Raw genomic sequence first — 19,488 nt, forward strand, 5'->3', positions numbered from 1 at the left:
TCAGTCCCCCTCAACTTGGGCGTGAAATGGCACAGGTGTCGACGCCGTCCAACCGTCACGATTCGGCATGTTGTGCGAATGTCGCTTCGACTGGCCTTTTGTCTGATGCACGTCAGCGCCGCGCCGCAGGAATGCATTCGTCACCACTTTTCGTGGATGCACTTCCGAGTCCTTTGACGCAGAAACAAACGCTGTCTTTGTTGCCGCCGTGCCCTGTGTGTTTTTCGGGCCGACAAAGCGATTCAGAACACTTGGGGCAACGTTGTTTCGACTGCCGTGGTGAGGCACCTGAATGAAGCGACTAGAGATCAGGTCTAGGCCAAGTGCCTCCGCGTAGTCACATGCTCGACCCAAAGCCTGAATGCCCGCATCACCAGTCAGCAATACACCGCGTCCATCAAGGTTGGCGTACAGAACCACGCTGCTTTCGTTCTCGCACGACGTTTCACCATCTTCCGAAAGCGTCTCGATGTGCCAATGCTCATCAACCCACGAGGCCATCTTCTCAAGTGCTCTGAGACCAAAGCTTTTCACAGCCTCGGCCATGTTGACGCTGCGGGCTTCAGGTGTTTTGTTGAATTGCGGGACGAGATCCAAGTACCAGTCTTGATCAGGTGACAGCACATAGAAATCACCAATTTTGGCACCGGCATACGGCTCGAATACCGGGATTCCCTTTTCGTCGGCAATCTCTTCGATCCGGTAAGCATGCGATAGCAGATCCTTCAGGCGACGGGCCAAACTCTCATCGGTGATCCGGCCGTCCTTGAACCAATGCCGGATTTCCTCGGCATACTCCCACGGACGATGCACCCAGACCTCACCGACAGTGAGCTGCTCAAGCACGACTTCAAGTCCGGATGCATGATCCGCATCGGGGTGCGTGTTGACCAGGTAGTCGACATGCGTCGTTCCGTAGTATTCCTTGATGTGATCGACGATCTTCTGCCCAGACTCTTTGGTCCCACCGTCAACGACCATCACCTTGTAGCTACCAGGCTCTCCGTATCGAAGAACGATGGCATCGCCACTTTTGTCGCCGTTACCGACTGGTAGAAAATCAATTTCGTAGCCGTATCCCGCCATTTTTCAGCCCCCTTATTCTTCAAACTCGGCATTCTTGAACCGCAGCACATTGCAGTTTTCCTTGACCGCACGCTGCAGCCCGTCATCGAAGCCCGTGGCCGAGTCGGCCTGGATTTCGATGGCGATCTTGACCTTCACGCCGGGGCGTGAGGTGAATTGCAAGACAACCTCGTCAACCAGATCCGCGAACTGCTTCTTGGCTTGAATGGCATCGAGTTCGATGCTGCCGTAGAACTGCTTTTTGACCGGCTGCGGGGCTGCACTGCCGCCTCCAACGTAGGTCGGTTTGGCTGAGTCCTCGACCCTTGGCGGCGGTGCGCCGCTGCCGGTGGTACCCGGCGCTGGCTCTGTCTGCTTGGGGCGCGCGGCTTCTTCAGCGGCGCGCTGTGTCTCGGCGTATCCGGCGGCAGTGACCGGTTCGATCAGCAGCAGGGATGAGTCGAGAAACAAGGACGTGCGCTTGCCGAAGGTGAAACCGACGTAGCGGCCGTCCTCCTTGCCCTGCGCGAAGCCGAAGAAATCGCGGCTGTCTGCACCAGCCCCCATCGTCTGTTGGAAGACCGTGTCGTCCTTCAGGCGTGGAAGGTAGAGCTGCTGGCAGCTCTGCTGCCAGACGTTGAGAGCGCTAGTGTCCTTGATGTCGTCCTTCCAGAACCAGTTTTTCAGCACCGTGGCCAGATGGATCGGTGCCCATTCGGTGATCAGAAGTTCGTTCTCTTTCAGCACGCGCTCGATTTCCTGGGACAGGTTCTGAGCGCCCGGGTTGACCTGGAAGTGTTCCCATTGGATTTCCGACAAGCCCTTGCCGGGGCGTGCTTCCTGCATCGGCGCGACCATCCACTTGTAGGTCTCGCGAATCATTCGGCGTAGCGCCTCGTTGGCGTCCTCCAAACTCTTGCTGGCCTGTCGCGACTGGAACTGGTCGAGGTTGAGCTTCAGCTCTTTGATGTCGCCCACGATGGACTGCCATGCCAGGGTCGAGCGCACCTGATCCTTCAGTCGGCTCACGCTGTCGTAGTCGGCGGCCAGGAAGATCAGTCGGTTCTGCTTGAAACGGGGTTGGTCGCCACGGGTCTTCAGAATCTCTGTGGCACGCTCGATGGCAAGGCTCTGGCCGCTGCGGCTGAAGGCGGCATCGGGCGGCAGCACCACGAGGCGCAACTGCCAGTCATCGGGCACGTCGCTGCTCGCTGTGAAGATATGGATGCCGCCGAACACGCCGCTGGCAAAGGTCTTCTGCACGCGGTCGCGGATGGCGGGGAACACATCCTCCTTGTCTTGGAAGCGGCGCTTGCGCTCCTCCATCTCGCGGCGCAAGTTAGGACGGGTATCGAACCAGAAGCGGTTGTTGCCGCTGTTCAGGTAATGCAGGCGGTCGCCGAGGCGGCGCAGCGCGTCCTTGTAGATCCCGACCTGCTGGCCCGGCTGTGCCACGCCCAGCGCCACGCGCTCCAACTCGATGCCACGCACCATCTGGTTTGCTGTGCTCGGCGCACTGCCCAAGAAGATCGCGCGGGCCGAGCGACGGCAGGCTTGCACGCTGCCAAGCCGAGTGTCGCGGTTCTCGATGTCGGTGGTCTCGGCGCGCTCGCCGTCCACGTCACGCTCCACCACCGGGTCCCAGCCCTGCGGCAGGTAGTAAATCACCTCGTTGCGGGTGTCAGCGTCCTGCAGTGGGAAGCTGCCAGGCATGATCAGCGGGTCTTTGTCGTTGTCCTTCCACAGGCGGTGGATCACCTTGGCCATCAACTTAAGCACGCCACGGGTGCGCTGGAAGTTGTCGAGCGACGACCAGTCCTCGTACAGGCGGTCAAACACCTCCGGATGAATCGGATAGGCGTGCATCAGGCGCTCGAAGTAGCGGCTCTCCTGCGTCTCACGCGGGAAGTCCTCGCTATTGGCCGTGTAGAAATCGGCGAAGGCACGGCACACCGATTCGGCCGCCAGCTTGTCATTGATGCTGGTGAACAGGCGGCGACGGACGATCTCGAACGCTTCCTCGGTGCCCACCGGCTTCCACAGCGCCTGAATGCGGCCGAAGTAGTGCGCCAGGGCGGCCAGCGCCTTCACGCCACGTTGGCTGCCCGCCTCCTTGTCCGATTCCGGCAATGAAGCCAGCAGCACTGCCGTTGGCACGGCCTTCAGTGCTTCGGTCAGGGCCTGCACAAAGCTGAGGTTGGAATCGAAGCTGCCGCCGGTCAGCGTTTTGCCTTCTTCAAACTGGCGCACATAGGCCACCAACTCGTCGATCAGGATCACGCAGGGCGCGTAAGACTTCAGCAGTGTCTCCAGCACGGCCTTGCCTGGCGAGGTACCCGACGCATCGGCATCGGCAACTAGCGCGTAGCCCTCAGCCTTGCCCAACTGCCACGCCAGATCGCCCCACAACGTGCGAATGGCCTGTCCATCACGCATCACAGGCTGGTTGGGCGACGACTTGATGCCATCCAGCACGGCAATCCGCGCACGCGGCAGTTCCGTGACGCCTGCAGCATCAAGGATGGCCGGAACGCCGGGTAAATCGCTGGCCAGGGCCTCACCCTTGGCAAGGTGGTATACGGCCAGCATCGTGTGCGTTTTGCCGCCGCCGAAAGCAGTCTGCAGCTGAATGACCGGATCACCACCCTTGCCAGACAAGCGCTTGACCACGGAATCCAGCAGCAACCGCATCCCTTCGGTGATGAAGGTGCGCTGGAAAAATAGCGTCGGGTTCTGGTACTCGGCCGTTGCCGTGCCTTCGTGAACGCGCGACAGATCGGCCGCAAACTCGGCTTGCTGGAATGTGCCCTTCAGGACATCTTCATGCGGGACGGCAACTTCACGCCACGGTTTGAGATTCATCGTCAACTCCCCAATCAAATGTCCAGTTGCGCTTGCGAGCCTTTGATGCCCGCTTCCGCCGATGCTTGTTCAATGCCAGACCACGCCGACACCAGCTCGTTGTAGGCGCGTGCTTCTTCGGCCCAGCCCTTACGTTCGCACAGTGTGTAGAGCCGGTATGCCAGTGCGCGGATCGGTTCAGAGCGCGCTGGCATCCTTGCCAAAAGAGCCCCTGCAGCCGATTCACCATCCTGGTTTAGCGCCCGAATAAGTTGATGCAGGGCTTCCCACACCGGCGTACGTGCATCGCCTTCTGGTGTCCAGTCTTTGGGAATTTCGGTCCAGCGCAACAGGCGCAGATTTCCAGCGCTGCTTTCAACTACTCCGGATACTTGCAATCCGTTCACGCTTGTGCCCTTGGCGCGTGCCAATACATCAGCCTCGCCAAACCTTCCCGTAGCCCAGCCCAGTTGCTCGAACCATGCCAAGCAGAACTGTGTGTCGTGGTCGAAGTCGTCCTCAGCAAGGAAGCGGTTGATCAATTGCAGTGCTGTCTTCACCCGCATCGGCGTTCCGTCGGCCTCCAGCACAGCGCTGTACTGGCTAAAAATGGCCATGCCAGGCCCAATGATGGCTTGACTTAGATCCACTGGCGCTACCGGTGAATTGACGCCGCCGCGTGTCATGTCCAACAATGCCTCAGGCAGTGTCGTATTCAGTTCGCGGATAAATTCGCGGCGACTAATTGTTTGGGCGTTTAGTGGGCGCTGGCGGCAAACAAGAATAATGCTTGACGCCAAGGCATTGGCATTATTTCCAATAACGCGCCCTTCCTTTTCGGTGCGCATTGGCCATGTGCCAGTGAGGGTAAATCCGGCACGCAATACTGCATCTAGAAAAGTTTCCCACCCCGTACTGTTTGTTCCATCTGCCTCCTGTGTATCGCTTTGCTTAAAGGCGTAGTAGATGGTTACCGGAAAACCTGGGTGCGCCTTCTCTGCTAAGTTGTGCATGGCACGTGTCATTCCATCGAGAAAGAATGCCTCAGCCTTGTCTTTGGTTCCATGACGGTACGGAGTGGCTACTAACTCTTCAGCCTTGGGAACGGCAACAGTGGCATAAAGATTTGGGAATACAGGCCGCAGGCTTCGTCGGAGCCATACGTAAAAGAAATCAGACAGGTCAGCGTAGCCAATATTGTCGTAATAAGGGGGGTCTGTTGAAACGACCTTGTCGCCGCTTATATTTTGATTCGCTGCGTCTGCTTGCATTGCATGCCCAGCGACTTTGTTTCCCAGGGCGTCAAATCCTTTAATCTGTCGTTCAAATAGATTATTAAAACTTCCAGATGAGTCGGAAAATATATTGGTTTCGGCAAAATCCCAAGTCATTGGAATTGCTTGACGCGAGAAAACGCTCCTCATTTGAGTGTTTGGGTGGTTCCATCCGCAAATAGTGGAGGCATGGTTGGCAACTTGATCCACTAGGAATCCGAGATACACTCCTATGGCTTCCGCGTATGCCGTGGCTCCACAACCGCCTGCATCAAGACCACGACCATCGTCGGCCATGCCTGCAGCAGTAGCGTCGACTCGGACGCGGGCGATTGCTTCAGGCACTAGGTCAGATAACGTGGTCAATGCGACGAGTTGACGAGGGGTGAAAAGGTCACCGTAGACATCCAAGCCGTAGTTCGAGACATTTACCCTGCACTTGCCGTGTAACGGCGTCTCCGGTTTCCAGTCGGGTCGGGCCTGCAGTGCAATTGCCTCATGTTCGGGTGTAGGGGCCAGATAGACTCGTCCGCGTGCACCCTCGGCAACGATAGCCATGAGTCTGGTCCCCATTCGTCCGGCGGAACCTTCACCACGGATATATTTGTAGTCGATTGGCGATTGGGACAATAGGCAGAAGAAGCCGGCTCGTTTACCGGCGGTTGTCCCGCTTGTCACACTTTCGGGAGATTTTCCGTTGCGCACTTCGAAACGGTAACTGTCTCCGTCAACCACAGGCTGCACATATGCCTCTTTCCCCGCCTTACTGGAGAGGGTAAAGGTGCTGACAAGCGGCACTTCCGCATGGCTGAAGGCCGGGTTTGGACTTTTAACTGTGCGAGCCCATATCCAAGCAATCACAGTGAGTTTCTCGCCCAGATATTGCTTCAACTCGGGCCGTTGGGCGACCATCTCAGCGGATACTTCGACCTGCGGGTATAGATGTCCAATGCGTTGCGCAGCCTCTTTTCTCATCCAATCGCCATAGCGCTGCACGTCTTCGGCCAAGCCGCGTGCGCCGCTCCAGTCCTCGGACAGCTTGCCCTGTTTATCGACCGCCAGCTTCGGCCCCACCGGCGCGCGCCCGGCGAACTTGGGCGGAATTTCGATCATTGCCTTGTTGATGGTCACAGCCACGGGGTTCAGGTCGCTGGCATAACTCTCCAGGCCAAGGCGCTGCGCTTCCAATGGCAGTGCGCCGCCACCAGCAAAGGGGTCGTGAAAGCCGGGCAACTTTTCAGGATTGAATAACTCAGCGGCCTGAGGGTGCGCCTTGTTCAACTCACACGTCTCGCGCCAGCTGCGTACGATTTCGGCTCGGGCACGGGCCAGCACCTCTTCGTTGTTGGTGTTCTCCCATTGCACAAGGTCTTCGATGATCTTGAACAGGCGCTCGCGCTCAATCTCGGCCTTTTCTTTGTTCACGCCGTACTTGAAGCCCCCCCCCTGCTGGTAGCCAGGGTCATTGACCATCTGTGCAAAGATCACCGCCCGTGCTGCTGCCAGTGGGCGGCGTGCCCACCACAGATGCAAGGTGCTGGGGTGGCCGTGCCGGATGGATTTTTCGCGTGCAGCAGCGGCATTGATAGCATCGAGCGGCAGCGCGACTTCGATGAGTTTCTTCGGTGTTTTGATGTTCATTTAATCGTCCTTCTCCCAGCCCAGCCCGCCATCGCAGTGGCTGCAGCCTGTTGAGTAACTGTGTTCCATATCGCCGGTATTTGGCTCGTTGCACCATTCACATTGCTCGACGTGGTCGCTCTGGTCGAAGCAATTGGCGCAGAAGTAGATATCCCCCCGCCTGACAACGGTGTGGTAGCCCTCGCAGTTCCCGCAGTTGGCGGGCTCCCACCGGTCATCCCCATCGGCGATGGCGATATGAGCCGAGTCGTGATCGGTCAGTGCGTCAACCAAGTGCTCAGGCTCAATTGCGCCCCCGCAGTGCTCGCATGTCGCATACCCTTCATTCGCAATGACGACAGGCTTGTCGCAGTGCGGGCAATCGATCTCTACTTGAGTTTCAGTGTGATCGCACACCAGACACCGCAGCGACGCGATCTGGTCATCTAGCTCATCGGGAATGGCTGCCTTGAAACCGCAGGCGCTGCAGGCTTTCGGTTTGCTGCCAGCCTTGCGCACAGCATCCAGCTCCGGCTTGAGGGCCTTGAACTTGGCGCTCAGGTATTTTCGAAGCCCCTTCATCGCGCGGTCAGCGCGTGAGATTTCTGCACTAAATTCTCGGAAGTAGGTATCCCACCGGTTCAACAAGCGGTGCAGATGAAACCAAGAACGGCAGTGCTCAGCGACGATTTGTGCTTTTGCCTGTCCATCACTGTCCACATCGGCGTGGAAGAAATGGATCATCTTGTTGCGGTGATTGGCCAAGGTGCGGAAGCTGTTGAACGCGTCGTCCGCGATGTCTTCGCCCGCGATGTCTCGAATGCGTGCTCGTGCCTCGTCCATCGTGACCGAGGCGAAGTCCCCGGCCATGAATTTGACAAGGCTGGCCTGCTCTGGCTTGGAAACGATCAGCGACCAGTGCTCCTTCATCAGTCGAGCCTTGAGCAACATCTCCACAGCAGCGCAGAAGTGAATGACAGAATACTTGGGCGCTGTGTCGAACTCGCCGATGGCGCGCTCCAGAAAATCAAACGCATTCCGGGCCAGCGAGTCGAAAATGTCGTGCTGATCCATCAGGCACGCTCCGCTTTGGCCAGCAACTGGTTGAGATCGAGATTGATGCTGGTCACAGCCCAATCCGGTCCCTGCGTGAACGGCTTGGTCACGTAGAACGGCCCCTCGTGTTGGTCGCCATCCACCAGCACGATGGCCAGCATGAATTTGTCTTGCTGGTTCAGCCCGTAGAGGATTTCGTTGCGGGTAACGGTGATGGTGCTGCTACCTTTTGCGCGGCCCTTTACTTCGATGTGCCGTAATGGTGGCAACCTACCGTCTACTGCTTTTGGCAGGCTGGTCACGTCCCAGCCGCACTTTTGCGCCGAGACATCGATGACTTCGTGACCAAGGGCGCGTTCGGCATCCATGACGGCGTTCATAGCCACCCACTCCACTCGAGCACGGGCGTCAGCGTCTGCACTCCAACCTGGATCTCCCTTGCGTTGCGCCAGAAGGCCAGCCGGGATCACCAGTGCACCACCAACCACCACTGGGGTAGCCGAGATCACATGGCGCATCGCCAGCAGTTCTTTCTCGCGTGACTCGCGGCGCGCAGTCAGATCATCGATAGTGCGACGGACGTTTTCCAGCGTAAGGCGAACGTCCTTGCCTGCAGCGATGTCGTCCTGCAGTTTGATGTAGCGGTCCGACCAGTAGTTGATCTCTTTGACCAGTCGTTCGTGGACGGCAGTCAGTGTTTTGTCCACGCTCTTTTCGCGCCGGGTGCGCACTTCGTCGAAATGCTCGGGCACGAGGTGGGTGGACGCGTGCGCCAGTGCTTGCTGCTCAAGGTTCTGTGTGATCCACGGTGCGCCGAGCACGTCCTCGATCAAAGCCATGTCTGCTTTGGCGATGGGCTCCAGGTCGAGGTGAGGTGCCCAGCCTGCGTTGATCGCACCGCCCTGCGGATCGATCTCGACGAACTGCATCCGGCGAGATGCGACGTGGGTCGAATCAGCACCTTCTTTCACGCAATGGTCGATGATGAACATCACCTTAGGAAGCAGGCCCATATCGGTCGGATCGACCAGTACCGCACCCTGTTTGAGCTTGTTGCGATGCTGCTCCATGACGAGATCAGTGACCGACTGCATCAACGGATGGCCGGGGTGCATCAGGCTCGCCATCGGGGCACCCACGCGGTCGGCGAGCCGCACGTACTGCTTCTCGAAGCAAACGCGCTCGTATTTGCGCAGTACAGGGTCGAGGTTGCGTCGATCCCGCCCGGTAATCTGGCGGTCGCGCTCGCGAATGTTGGCCGGGACGTGGGTGATCTCGTAGCGGCCCTGCTCACGCGGACGCAGCTCGCCACCGAGCTGCAAGAAGGCTTGATTGAAGAAGGAGCGAATGAAGTAAGGCTGTAGCTTGCGGGCCTCGGCTTTCTCCATTTCCTCCTTGACGGCGAACAGGCGGCGTTCGTCCATCACCTCTTCGCACAAGGCGTTGCGCTTGATGATGGTTTCCAGATGCTGGGTGTCGAGCGCGCCTTCTACCTTGCGGTGCAGCCGGGCGCGAACCTCGGGGTCTGCGCCATAGCGGATGGCTTCGATCAGTAGGTCTTTGAGGCTCTTGTCTTCGAACACTTCGCCGAGGATGTCGAACACGCGACCTCCCAAGGCGGCACGCTCGACCTCGAGCTTCTCGAACAGGCGCTGAAAGACATCTCCCTCGCGGGTCTCGCTGGCCACCATGTTCCACAGGTGGCAGACTTCGGTTTGGCCGATACGGTGGATACGGCCGAAGCGCTGTTCGAGTCGGTTGGGGTTCCAGGGCAGGTCGTAGTTGACCATCAGGTTGGCGTTCTGCAGGTTCACGCCTTCGCCCGCAGCGTCTGTAGCGATGAGCACTCGCACGGCAGGGTCGTTGCGGAACATCTCCTGCACCTTGCGCCGTTCTTCGCGCTTCACGCCACCGTGGATCATCACCACGGACTCTTCATTGCCGATCAGGCCACGGATCTTGACGGCGAGGTAATTCAGCGTGTCGCGGTGCTCGGTGAAGATGATCAGCTTGCGCTGGCGGCCATCGGCATCGTGCATCTCAGGCCTGTTCTGCAGCAGTTTGGAGAGTTCATCCCACTTACGGTCTTGGCCGGAGTGGACGACCTGACGAGCCTGCTCCTCCAGGGCTTCGAGGATGATGATTTCGGCTTCGAGCTCTTGGATGGTCTGCGCTGCTGTGGCTTGGTCAACCACGGTTTCTTCGAAGTTCTCGTAGTCCTCGGGCGAGAGCGCGTCGTCGGCCTCCCAGATGTCCTCGGGTGCATTGCGCCCGTTGAATTCGTAACCGTTCAATGTTTCGGCCAGGGACTGACCGCGCTGACGCAGTTTTTCTTCTTCGACCCGGCGCATCAGCTTGTGGTGGCGACGCTTGAGAGATTGATAAATTGCTTCCGGACTGGACGCCAGACGCCGCTGCAAGGAAGTGAGGGCGAAACCCACCGTGCCCTTCCGCTGTCCGTCGAGCTGATCGGCGCGATTCATTTCCTCCTTCACGTAGTCGGTGACGGCTGCGTAGAGAGCGGCTTCGGGGTCGGAGAGCTTGTAGTTGGTGGTGTAGGCGCGGCGCTCAGGGAACAGGCGTGTGCCATCGAAGCGAAGCATGTCTTCCTTGACCATGCGACGCATCAGATCGGCGACATCAACCTTATGCGCGCCATCTCGGAACTTGCCGTAGAAGCGGTCGGAATCCAACAGGGACATGAACAACTGGAAGTCTTCCTCTTTGCCGTTGTGCGGCGTAGCAGTCATCAGGAGGAAGTGGCGAGTGACCGAGCCCAGCAGTTCGCCGAGCTGGAAGCGCTTGGTCTTGTTGACCTTGTTGCCGAAGTAGTTGGCCGAGAGTTTGTGCGCTTCATCAACCACCACCAAGTCCCAGTGGGAGAGGCGCAGCTTTTCCTGCAGGTCTTCATTGCGTGAGAGCTGATCAACCCGGGCGACCATCAGGTCGATGTCGTCGAAGGGGTTGCCGCTGCGCGACTGCTCGACCTGCTCTCGTGAGAACAGCGTGAAGGTCAGGCCGAACTTCTCGAACATTTCGTCTTGCCACTGTTCGACCAGACTGCCGGGGGCCACGATCAGCACGCGTTTGGCATCGGCCCGCATCAGCAACTCGCGGATGAACAGACCGGCCATGATGGTCTTGCCTGCTCCAGGGTCGTCAGCCAGCACATAGCGCAGTGGCTGGCGCGGCAGCATCGATTCGTAGACAGCAGTGATCTGGTGCGGCAGCGGCTCGACGTTGGACGTGTGGACGGCCATCATTGGGTCGAACAGGTGAGCCAGGTTGATCCGCCACGCTTCGGCGGCGAGCTTGAAGTCTTCACCCGGCGCATCAAAGGCCCAGGGGCGACCGGCCTCGGCCAGCGACAGATTGACCTCATCGGTACGGAACAGCATCCGCTCGCACAATTGCCCTTCCGACTTCTTGTAATAGACGGTGAGGGCGTTGTCGCCCACGGGCTCCGTGGTTACGATGCGCACCACCTGCCCAGGCTCAAGTCCGGAGATGGCAGCGTTTTTTTTGATGTCTTCTAGTTTGAGCATGTGTCCTCCCCAGCCGTGCGCTTAGGCTTTCTCTTCGGGTTCGTACCCGGGAGCAAGTACGAGATTGGTGACGCCGTACAGTGCCTGCCGGTTCCGAAGCCACAAGTGGTACTCGCCCCCCTTGAGACTGTGATCTTCTGTGCAGTCGACGTTCCACCGACGAAGCAGGTAGCCCGCCATCGCCGCCCGCGCTCGAATCTTGAGCACTCCGTCGGTCATGCCGTACTCGGCCTCGATGGTATCGGGGTGCTGTACGTTGGCAGGATGAGGCACAAGCTCGAGTTCGGTGATCCGGTTCCACTGGATGTCCTGGTCGGCCGTTTCGTGCTCCTTCACCGCACCAGAGAGCAATCTTGCATCGGCGATTCGGGTCAGTACGAAATCGCGGAAGTCACCGCTGCGGCGGTCGAAGCCACGGACGTGCCAACGCTGGCCGTTGTCGGCCAAGGCGAAGGGAACGATCTCACGAGTGGTTAAACCACTCGATAGCGCCCGGTACGAGATCTCAACCGCAGACTTCTTGTGGATCGCCCGCGTCAGCACAGACAGCATTTCGAGATCAAGATTGGTCGACAGAGCCGCTCCCTCGCAGGCCACCAAGGAGCGAAGCCGCAAGGGCTCACCGTCGCCAAACCCCTGCGACAACCAAGTCAGCACGCGCTCGGTAGGGAAATCAAACACGGGGCGGAACCACTTGCCACGGACGTAGACCTTGCCCTTGGTGTCGTAGTCCAGATTGCGAGGGCCGAGCTCTTTGTACTGGCCCAGGTCGCGGGTTGCAGCAGCAGCCTGGATGCCGAACCGCGCAACCAAGTCCTGACGACGGATTTCGCCGACAAACCGCAAGCGCAACTCAACGAACGCGAGCCGGTCGCGCTGCGATTGAGTCATCTCTGTAAGTTGTACGCCGGACATTGATGCGTTCTCGCTACTTGTCAATCCTATTTGGCGAAGCTTATTGGAATCATATTGCTATGTCAATGTAACGTACAATGAACGTGACGTCGGCTCTTTTTGATGACGATTTCGCGATTGAAAGTTTATAGCAAGTACCAAAAGGCGGGAGGTGCCGTCAGCTAGGAAGAGTCAGCCAGGGACGTATTGCAGGAGCAGCGCCCCGTTTAGCCCATCGAAACTGTATGCACCCCTGACCAAAGCCGAGGCAGCCCTCCATCAATCTCAGGAACCCAGGTGCGGCTCCGTGTTGCCTGCCGCAACGTAAAGTCTCAACCATTGCCATAGGGGGACGTTGATAGGCGCGCTACCAGTCCAACTTTGTTTTGAAGTCTGGATGGGCTATGACCTGAAGGGCTCGCTTGTGCCAGGATCAGGTGGCGATAGACCCAGCTTCGCTTCCAATGCAAGAACGCGAGCCTCCCGTGCTTCAAGTTCCTTGATCAGTGCCTGTGCTTCGAGCATGGTCTTGCGTGCAAATGAACGAAGCTGACTGTCACGCTCCCCCGTCCCACGCGTGATCTCACGCGCACGCTGGAGCAACGCGGCCTGCGCCAGCAGCCCGAACTTCACCCGCGTCCACTGCGCACGACTCATGCGCTGTCGGCCCGGCCCCAAACGAGCGAGACCAGACGGCCCGGCAACGTGCTCCCAGAATCGGTCCTGAAATGCGCGCATCGCAGTGTTGTAGGCAAGGCGTTGCTCCTTGGGCGATTGAGCGCCCTTTGCCGCGCGGAAGCCAGGGTGCAAGTCCTTGACGTTGCCCCCGTCAGGGTTGACAGCATAAAAATGCAAGTGCGGGTGCGTCTCATCAGTGTGCTCGACCACAGTACGCAAGTGCTCACCGAATTCGATCTGCAGCCATTCCAGCGTGCATTGCTTCCAGTAGTCGTACTCAATGCCACCGCGCGGGTAGGACGCCACGCCAGCCAGCAAGACGGACGCGTCTTTTCGCAAACGGCGACCAGCCGCGTCAGTGCTGCGCGCATGAATGGCGCCAATCTCGGCTTCCAGCTCAGCCAGCCTGGGGCCATGCAACAGGATGGGTGGCCTCGGCCTCGGCACATGCAAGCAGGCTTGCGGCTCGCGGCTGGCCTCAGCAATCACGTCGCGCACAGCCCATTTCCGGTCCGCTCCCCGCGAGGTTTTCTTCGGTGGGTGCAGCGAATAGACCGATATGTGAACAAACTGAATGCCGCCTGTGATCATGGGGCACCGTCGCTGAAAACATAGTGACCGACTATATTTATCGCCGCTGTCGCAACAATAAATGTCGGCCAGGGGAAAATCCCCTGGATCCCGCCTTCCAATGTGTGAACAGTGTGTTGAAACCATGCGAACCAATGGGCGAAACTGTGTGAACAACTGGCCGATTTGATGCCGACCCTTGTGTTAACAGTGTGGCAACCATGTGGGGGCACTGTGGCGCACATTGTGTAATCAGTGTGTGAATTGCCCACGACGCCTCCGCTGATTACCAAAAACTTGCACGAGTAGACCGTCATCCGCCAGGCCATTCAGCAATTCCGGTGCGGCCAAATGGACTGGAGTTGATGGGACTTGCCGCAGCCTGTCGATGACAGCATCGAATGAAAGTCGGGCCACATACTCGCGGAGCACGAAGCCGGTGTCCGTATATTCGATCAACGTGGTCTGATCAAGCGCAATGAGACAAAGCCGCATGCATCGGTCGTTACCAAGAGCTGGTTGCTGTACGCATTCGATATTGACCCTGCCCGTCGCCACGCTGCAGGTTTGCATCCATCCCCAGCCTGCCCATTTGTCATCCGCCACGACATCTCTCCAGGCGAATCGGCTTTCCAAGTTTTTGTTGTTCATGCTGTGCCTCGTGGCATTGCCGGTGTCCGTGCCTTCTTTGCGAGTTCATCACGCATCTGCTGGAGCCTTTCTCTGGCGCGAGCCCTGTCCACCACTGGCCGATCCGTCACGATTGCTTGAGTGGGCTCAGCTGCGGCTTCCACGGCTCGTTGCCGCCTGATGATTTGCCGAAGGTCCCGTCGCAGCTCTGACCCAGCCGACAGGCTGAACTTGCCCTGGCGAGCCCTTCGCAGCAGGGAGGCAAGGAATTGGGGGACAGTCTTCCGGATGCTGTTTTGGCGCTTGCATTCGAGGACTTCTGCCAACACATCCAGGGCTGCAGATGCGGGGAGACCCGCGCACTGATCCCGGGTTTTCTGGGGTTCGAGTGATAGCTTTTGACACAACCACAACCAGCACTCTTCATCCGCCTCGTCCATGATCAAGGCCGGTGACTCGTCAGTCTCAGGAGGCGTGTCCTCTGGCCCGGTAGTGGTTGTCTTTGATGAATCCAATGTTTCTACAAATACAGTGTTTGTAGCCCCTTGGTCGCCCTGAACTGGGTGATCCAGAACTGGCTCTTCCACACGTGGGTTTTCAAGGTATGGAGCCCAGTCCACAATCGGCTCATCACTGACAATCCATTTCGAATGGATGAAGCGCCCGGATGCAGAGCGCTCACGGACGATTCGCATGTAATTCAGCCGCTCAAGCTGTTGGATCGCGCTGCGCATTGCCGTTTCCCCCTCCTTGCGCGCTTTGCAGAGAAATTCGATGCTGATACGAAACCCTGGTGGGAGTGACAGCAGATGAACAATCACCCCAAGAGATTTCGAGCTGATTTCATCATTGCGAATCAAAGCATTCGGGATTTGAGTGAAATTCCCCGTGTGCCGACGCCGAACGATCAGCAATTGAGAGGTGTTCACGGGCATCTCCACCGGCCGTCATGGTCAGCGCTCCACCCGTGCGGTCGCAGCTTGCTGTGCAATCCAGGCCTCGATTTCTTCAGCAAGAAATCCGATGGCCGCGTTGCGAGAGTTGCCCAGGCGGATCGGGCGCGGGAAGGTTGGGTCTGTTCTCGTCCTGCGCCAGATGGTGACGCGGTTCATGCCCAACTGGGTTTCCAGGTCGCTGTACCGGAGGATGCGGTTTTTCATTTGATTGCCCATCGTTTCGATTGATGACAGGCAATTCTTCGTTCTGCGTTGTCGGCGTGTCCAGAGGCTCAGATTTTGGCCATATTCCGCGATTTACATGTCAAATTCAGATAATTGATGCGATTGTCAAAAACGTGCAGCGGCATGTTTTTGACCATACAGAGAACCGCAAGCACTGCCGCCCCAATGAAACGGACAGTTCAACTTCACATTGGTCGATTGACTTCCGCTCGGGCACGGACACGAAAGTAGCTTTTTTCGGAATTCACCGACCAACGACCATTCACCGCCGAATGACGGATATGGAATCAGTTGTTTTGAATCAGAAGCTAGAAACCTGAATCGCCATCTTTTGAACTGGAAAATGTCTTTTATCAACAGCCACTTGCGCGATTCGTGGAGCGCGAGAGGACAGAAAGCGGCGCGAGCGAAATAAATCATCGCCCGTTGCATTTTTGCAACAATTAATGCCTATTTCTGGCTATCGCGTACTGCGGAGATCCATTGAGCAATCGCGCTGGGCTCAAACCCATCATGCAGTGCTGCGCGTAGTGCTTGTTCCAGTTTTTGCCAACCGACGGGAGAACTGGTGTTGGTTGATGCGGTCGGCCAATCGCTATTACCAATCTGAAACAGCAGACTGTCCAACAGCTCGTTGTCGCCCACGTCATTTGCAGCTTGCTCAGCTAGCGTAAGCAATGCTTCACGCGTGGCACTGACCGGCTCGACCGGGACCGCAGCAAGAGGCTCAGCCAGCGCGATCACACGATGCGGCTGAATGAAGTCGGCCAAGTCCTGTGCTGCCGCAACGCCAGCGGTTAGCTCGATGCGGACAAGTACATCGCCAATTTGCAGGAACCGGGTCTTGATAAGGCCTGGCTGAGCATCCTGGTAAAGCACAACAGCCTCAGAGCCGACGAGGGCGTTCAGCACCAGTCCCAGGTCATCTAAGGCACCAGCGTCCCGCCATTGGTGGAGGATGTCTGCGCGTAGGCTGCTTCCCTCCAGCCCTAGGTGATACATCAACGTCGCCACGCGCTTGGCAGAAATGACCTGCTCTTTACCCCTCAGCCAAACGGACAGGTTCGCCGGACGGATACCGGTGGCCATCCCCACACAGCTCAGCGTATCGCCACGCAGGCGCATGAGTGCGGCTGCTATGGCACGCAGTTGTTCGGCCTGAAGTGTCGGCATACGGCACCTACATTGCTCTAACAGTAAATCACTATAACAAGGCGACCATCACCCAGCCAAGACTTGGCATGCTGCGTTTACGTTGTTATAGTAAATTATAGTTAGATGGAGAGTGCCATGGCCGACCTGCCACGAAAGTACCGCCCCATGCGACGCCGAGAGTACCAAGAGGCCGTCGAAGAGCTGAAGCGACTTCACCCTTGGCTAGAGAAGCAGGTGTTTCAGCCCGCCCCAGGTCATCTCGCTGTGGTCGCCGAGTTGATCGATCAATGCGAGCGGTTGATGCATCGCAGTGACTACCAGCGCCGTCCGCTGTTCTGTGTCACTGCCACCAGGGAGAAGCTGGCTGTTCGAGTCGAGGTCTCCGATGCCAGCATCCAGCGCGAGCGCGCCTTGCTCGATGTGGTGGAACAGGCTCGGCACGTCGCCCAGCAGTGCTGCCCTGTGTGCGGTGCTCCGGTTTTCGGTGGCGACGCCAATGCTCCGCAAGGCGCTCGGTGCGCCGCACACGCGCAAGTGGTTGGACTGTTCGCAGAGGACATCCAGCGTTTCAAGAGGGCTGCGAAGGCCTTGGAGTTGGCGGATGCTGAGCGTGTGAGCAGCACCACTGATAGCGATGCCCCCACTCGCACCGAAGCCGCCAAGAGAGAACTGCCCGACAGCCCTGTCCCCGCACGCGATAGCAGCGGCACTACGATTGACGACAAGCACGCGCCGTTGATCACATTTCTGGACGCTTCCGGCCTCAAGCAATTTGTTGACCGCCATCGCGCAAAGGCAGACGAAAAGTTCAAGCGTGCCCAGCAGATTGCGGAGCGCATCCGGGCGGCCGGCCATGAGCGGCGCATGCTCGGCATGCTGCCCGACGAGTGGGACGTTCTGATCGAAGAGTTCACCCAAGCCTTCCCGAACTTCAGCGAGCTGGCCGAGGTGCTTCACGATCACTTTGCCCTCAATGCGATGGGTGATGGCCGTGTGGCCTGGTCGCCGTTACTGCTGGTCGGCCCTGCGGGCATCGGCAAAACAGAAGCAGCCCGTTGGCTGGCGGAAAGGCTGGCCTTGCCCTTCCGTTTGTTCGACATGGCCAGCGCCCAATCCGGTTCGCCATTGGCTGGGTCTGAAGCCTTCTGGAGCAATTCCGAGCCGGGCCTCCTGTTCGAGCTGCTTGCCTACCAGCCAAAGGCCAACCCCATCGTGGTCTTGGATGAACTGGACAAGACTGAGCAGGTGCGCCAGTACGACCCATTGGCGGCGCTATACAGCCTTCTTGAGCCCCGCAGCGCACGGTCCTTCACGGACCTCTCTATTCGTGATTTCACCATCGATGCCAGCCACGTGAACTGGATCGCGACGGCAAACAGTGTGGATGGCATCCCGAGCCCATTGCTGTCGCGGCTCACGGTACTGCATGTCCATGCGCCTACACCTGATCAGGTCGCATGCATCGCTCAGAACATCTACGGACGGATGCGGGCGGAAGCCAGTTGGGGTTCTGCATTCGTACCCTCTATCGACGAGGCCGTGCTGGCGAAGCTGAAGCACCTTCCGCCGCGAAGTCTGGGCTTGGCATTGCGACGGGCGCTGGGACGGGCGGCTCGGGATGTACGAGATTACATCCGGGTAAGCGACCTACCCGCAAATATGGCGACGCCCAAAAGAGGAATTGGATTCACTAGCTTATGAATCAACTCTCTCACGATAAACCTACACATCCTAAAAACTTTGGCAGGAGCGGACTGGGATCAATGTCTGACCATCCATATCGCATGGAGGGTTGAAGCTTCCATGCCAGCCGATGAGGATGCGCTCAAACGAGTCAACATAGTACTTAGTTTCCTTTGGAATCTTTACGACGCCACCAGCGTATGCCACAAGAATCGACTCCGTTGACCAACGTTCTGCGGCCTCCTGCCACATATTGCTGCTTGGTCGGAGGTCTGGGTCAGTCGACGGAATCCAAAGAGATTCGCAATCTAGCCGTGCTCGCTGCAATTTAGCGGCCAGCGCCGGATAGCCCCGCTCTGCAGATATTTCAGCTGCTGTTTTTCCTTGACTAGTGACAATGCCTGCATCCGCGCCAAGGGCTATCAAATCTAGGCAAGCAAGTTCATTGCCAAAATAGGCCGCTTGATGCAAGAAAGTCCAGCCAGAGCCTTCCTTTTGAAAGCGACTGCAGCGACGTGCAAGAATTTGGCAGTCTTTCCAGTCGGCTCGCAAATTTTCCCAATTCCCGGCTTTAGCCTGCTCATATGCCTGCGTGATGAGTGCCTGCAGTCCGCTCACAAAGTCTCCACTGAATGCGTATCGAAAAATGGTTTCAAGTACCGAATTAGAATCAGCCACACTTTAGCCACTTCTGCGCAAGACTGATCGGGTCCATTTTAGTTGCCCCATAAGTCAAAGGGCCAGCGCTTTTGCTTGTAAGCCCTCAGTCTGAGAGTAAGTCGTTACTGTAATTATGATAGTTACAGTACCTGCCAAGTGTAATCACTTGTTGTAGTGGGACTGCCCGCACGTATGGCAAAACCAAGTGTTCTGCCACTGGCGCTTCGCGGCACTGTATGCCTTCGCCTGGGCATGCCAGCCCTTCATCAGCAGCCAACCCAGCGCGATGACTCCAATCCCGACTGCAGCTTGCTTCCAGTTGTAGATGAGCAGCGCCCAGAAGGACATGCCGACCCGGCAACCCCGCTCGAAAAGGTCGCATACCGTAGCCGCGTGATAGACGGTCGCGCCACCCAGCCCAAACGTAATGATGAACGGCAAAGGTGACGGAGGAGCTGGCGGTGCGCAATGCTGTGCTAACGTCGTTAACTGGTGGCCCTGGCTGCTGCCTTGAACAAACTGCCCGTCTGAGGTGACCGCCGTGTGTGTAGCGTGGAAATGCTGCGTGCCGCCCGCATGTACAACGGCCATTGGCTGGATGTGCGTGCTGCCGCAGCTCGGACATTGCATCGTCAT

The 19,488-nt window shown here is 58.0% G+C and carries 14 protein-coding genes; 1 reads left to right on the forward strand and 13 read right to left on the reverse strand.

Annotated elements, in window-relative coordinates; translation table 11 throughout:
* The 11 genes from GF111_RS02405 to GF111_RS02455 form a co-directional block, all read right to left on the reverse strand.
* A complete protein-coding gene (locus GF111_RS02405) occupies positions 1 to 1,086 on the reverse strand; it encodes a ComEC/Rec2 family competence protein (protein WP_047727732.1) in 1,086 nt (361 codons plus the stop codon).
* A 12-nt stretch (positions 1,087 to 1,098) separates the two neighbouring features.
* Positions 1,099 to 3,927 (reverse strand): ATP-binding protein, encoded by a 2,829-nt coding sequence (locus tag GF111_RS02410; protein ID WP_047727733.1) that lies wholly within the window; start codon positions 3,925 to 3,927, stop codon positions 1,099 to 1,101.
* A gap of 14 nt (positions 3,928 to 3,941) precedes the next feature.
* Positions 3,942 to 6,821, reverse strand: a complete 2,880-nt coding sequence (locus GF111_RS02415; RefSeq protein WP_047727734.1) for a DUF1156 domain-containing protein — start codon at positions 6,819 to 6,821, stop codon at positions 3,942 to 3,944.
* Positions 6,822 to 7,874 carry a hypothetical protein gene (locus tag GF111_RS02420; RefSeq protein ID WP_047727735.1) on the reverse strand — a complete coding sequence of 351 codons (1,053 nt, stop codon included), beginning with the start codon at positions 7,872 to 7,874 and terminating at the stop codon, positions 6,822 to 6,824.
* Entirely contained in the window at positions 7,874 to 11,401 is a 3,528-nt protein-coding gene (locus GF111_RS02425) for a helicase-related protein (protein WP_047727736.1), read from the reverse strand. Before GF111_RS02425 ends, GF111_RS02420 begins: the two co-directional genes overlap by 1 nt.
* Positions 11,402 to 11,422: 21 nt before the next feature.
* Positions 11,423 to 12,316 (reverse strand): WYL domain-containing protein, encoded by an 894-nt coding sequence (locus GF111_RS02430; RefSeq protein ID WP_047727737.1) that lies wholly within the window; start codon positions 12,314 to 12,316, stop codon positions 11,423 to 11,425.
* Positions 12,317 to 12,697: 381 nt separating this feature from the next.
* On the reverse strand, positions 12,698 to 13,564 hold the full coding sequence (locus GF111_RS02435) for a hypothetical protein (protein ID WP_053056815.1): 867 nt from the start codon (positions 13,562 to 13,564) through the stop codon (positions 12,698 to 12,700).
* Between the two features lie 231 nt (positions 13,565 to 13,795).
* Positions 13,796 to 14,194, reverse strand: a complete 399-nt coding sequence (locus GF111_RS02440; RefSeq protein WP_047727738.1) for a hypothetical protein — start codon at positions 14,192 to 14,194, stop codon at positions 13,796 to 13,798.
* Complete coding sequence (locus GF111_RS02445) at positions 14,191 to 15,102, reverse strand: hypothetical protein (protein WP_154235509.1); 912 nt, start codon at positions 15,100 to 15,102, stop codon at positions 14,191 to 14,193. The genes GF111_RS02440 and GF111_RS02445 overlap by 4 nt, the downstream gene beginning before the upstream one ends.
* Positions 15,103 to 15,126: 24 nt before the next feature.
* Positions 15,127 to 15,333 carry an AlpA family transcriptional regulator gene (locus GF111_RS02450; RefSeq protein ID WP_071845397.1) on the reverse strand — a complete coding sequence of 69 codons (207 nt, stop codon included), beginning with the start codon at positions 15,331 to 15,333 and terminating at the stop codon, positions 15,127 to 15,129.
* Between the two features lie 471 nt (positions 15,334 to 15,804).
* On the reverse strand, positions 15,805 to 16,527 hold the full coding sequence (locus tag GF111_RS02455; protein ID WP_047727741.1) for a hypothetical protein: 723 nt from the start codon (positions 16,525 to 16,527) through the stop codon (positions 15,805 to 15,807).
* 117 nt (positions 16,528 to 16,644) lie between these two features.
* Between GF111_RS02455 and GF111_RS02460 the strand changes: the two genes are divergently transcribed.
* Positions 16,645 to 18,210, forward strand: coding sequence for an AAA family ATPase (locus GF111_RS02460; protein ID WP_047727742.1), 1,566 nt, complete (start codon positions 16,645 to 16,647; stop codon positions 18,208 to 18,210).
* Positions 18,211 to 18,240: 30 nt separating this feature from the next.
* On the opposite strand, the gene GF111_RS02465 is transcribed toward GF111_RS02460, so the two are convergent.
* Entirely contained in the window at positions 18,241 to 18,810 is a 570-nt protein-coding gene (locus tag GF111_RS02465) for an ankyrin repeat domain-containing protein (RefSeq protein WP_047727743.1), read from the reverse strand.
* A 204-nt stretch (positions 18,811 to 19,014) separates the two neighbouring features.
* Positions 19,015 to 19,488: a hypothetical protein gene (locus GF111_RS02470; protein WP_047727744.1), complete on the reverse strand. Its 474-nt coding sequence runs from the start codon at positions 19,486 to 19,488 to the stop codon at positions 19,015 to 19,017.

This window comes from Serratia sp. HRI (assembly GCF_010119335.3).
GTDB classification, from domain to species: domain Bacteria; phylum Pseudomonadota; class Gammaproteobacteria; order Enterobacterales; family Enterobacteriaceae; genus Serratia; species Serratia nevei.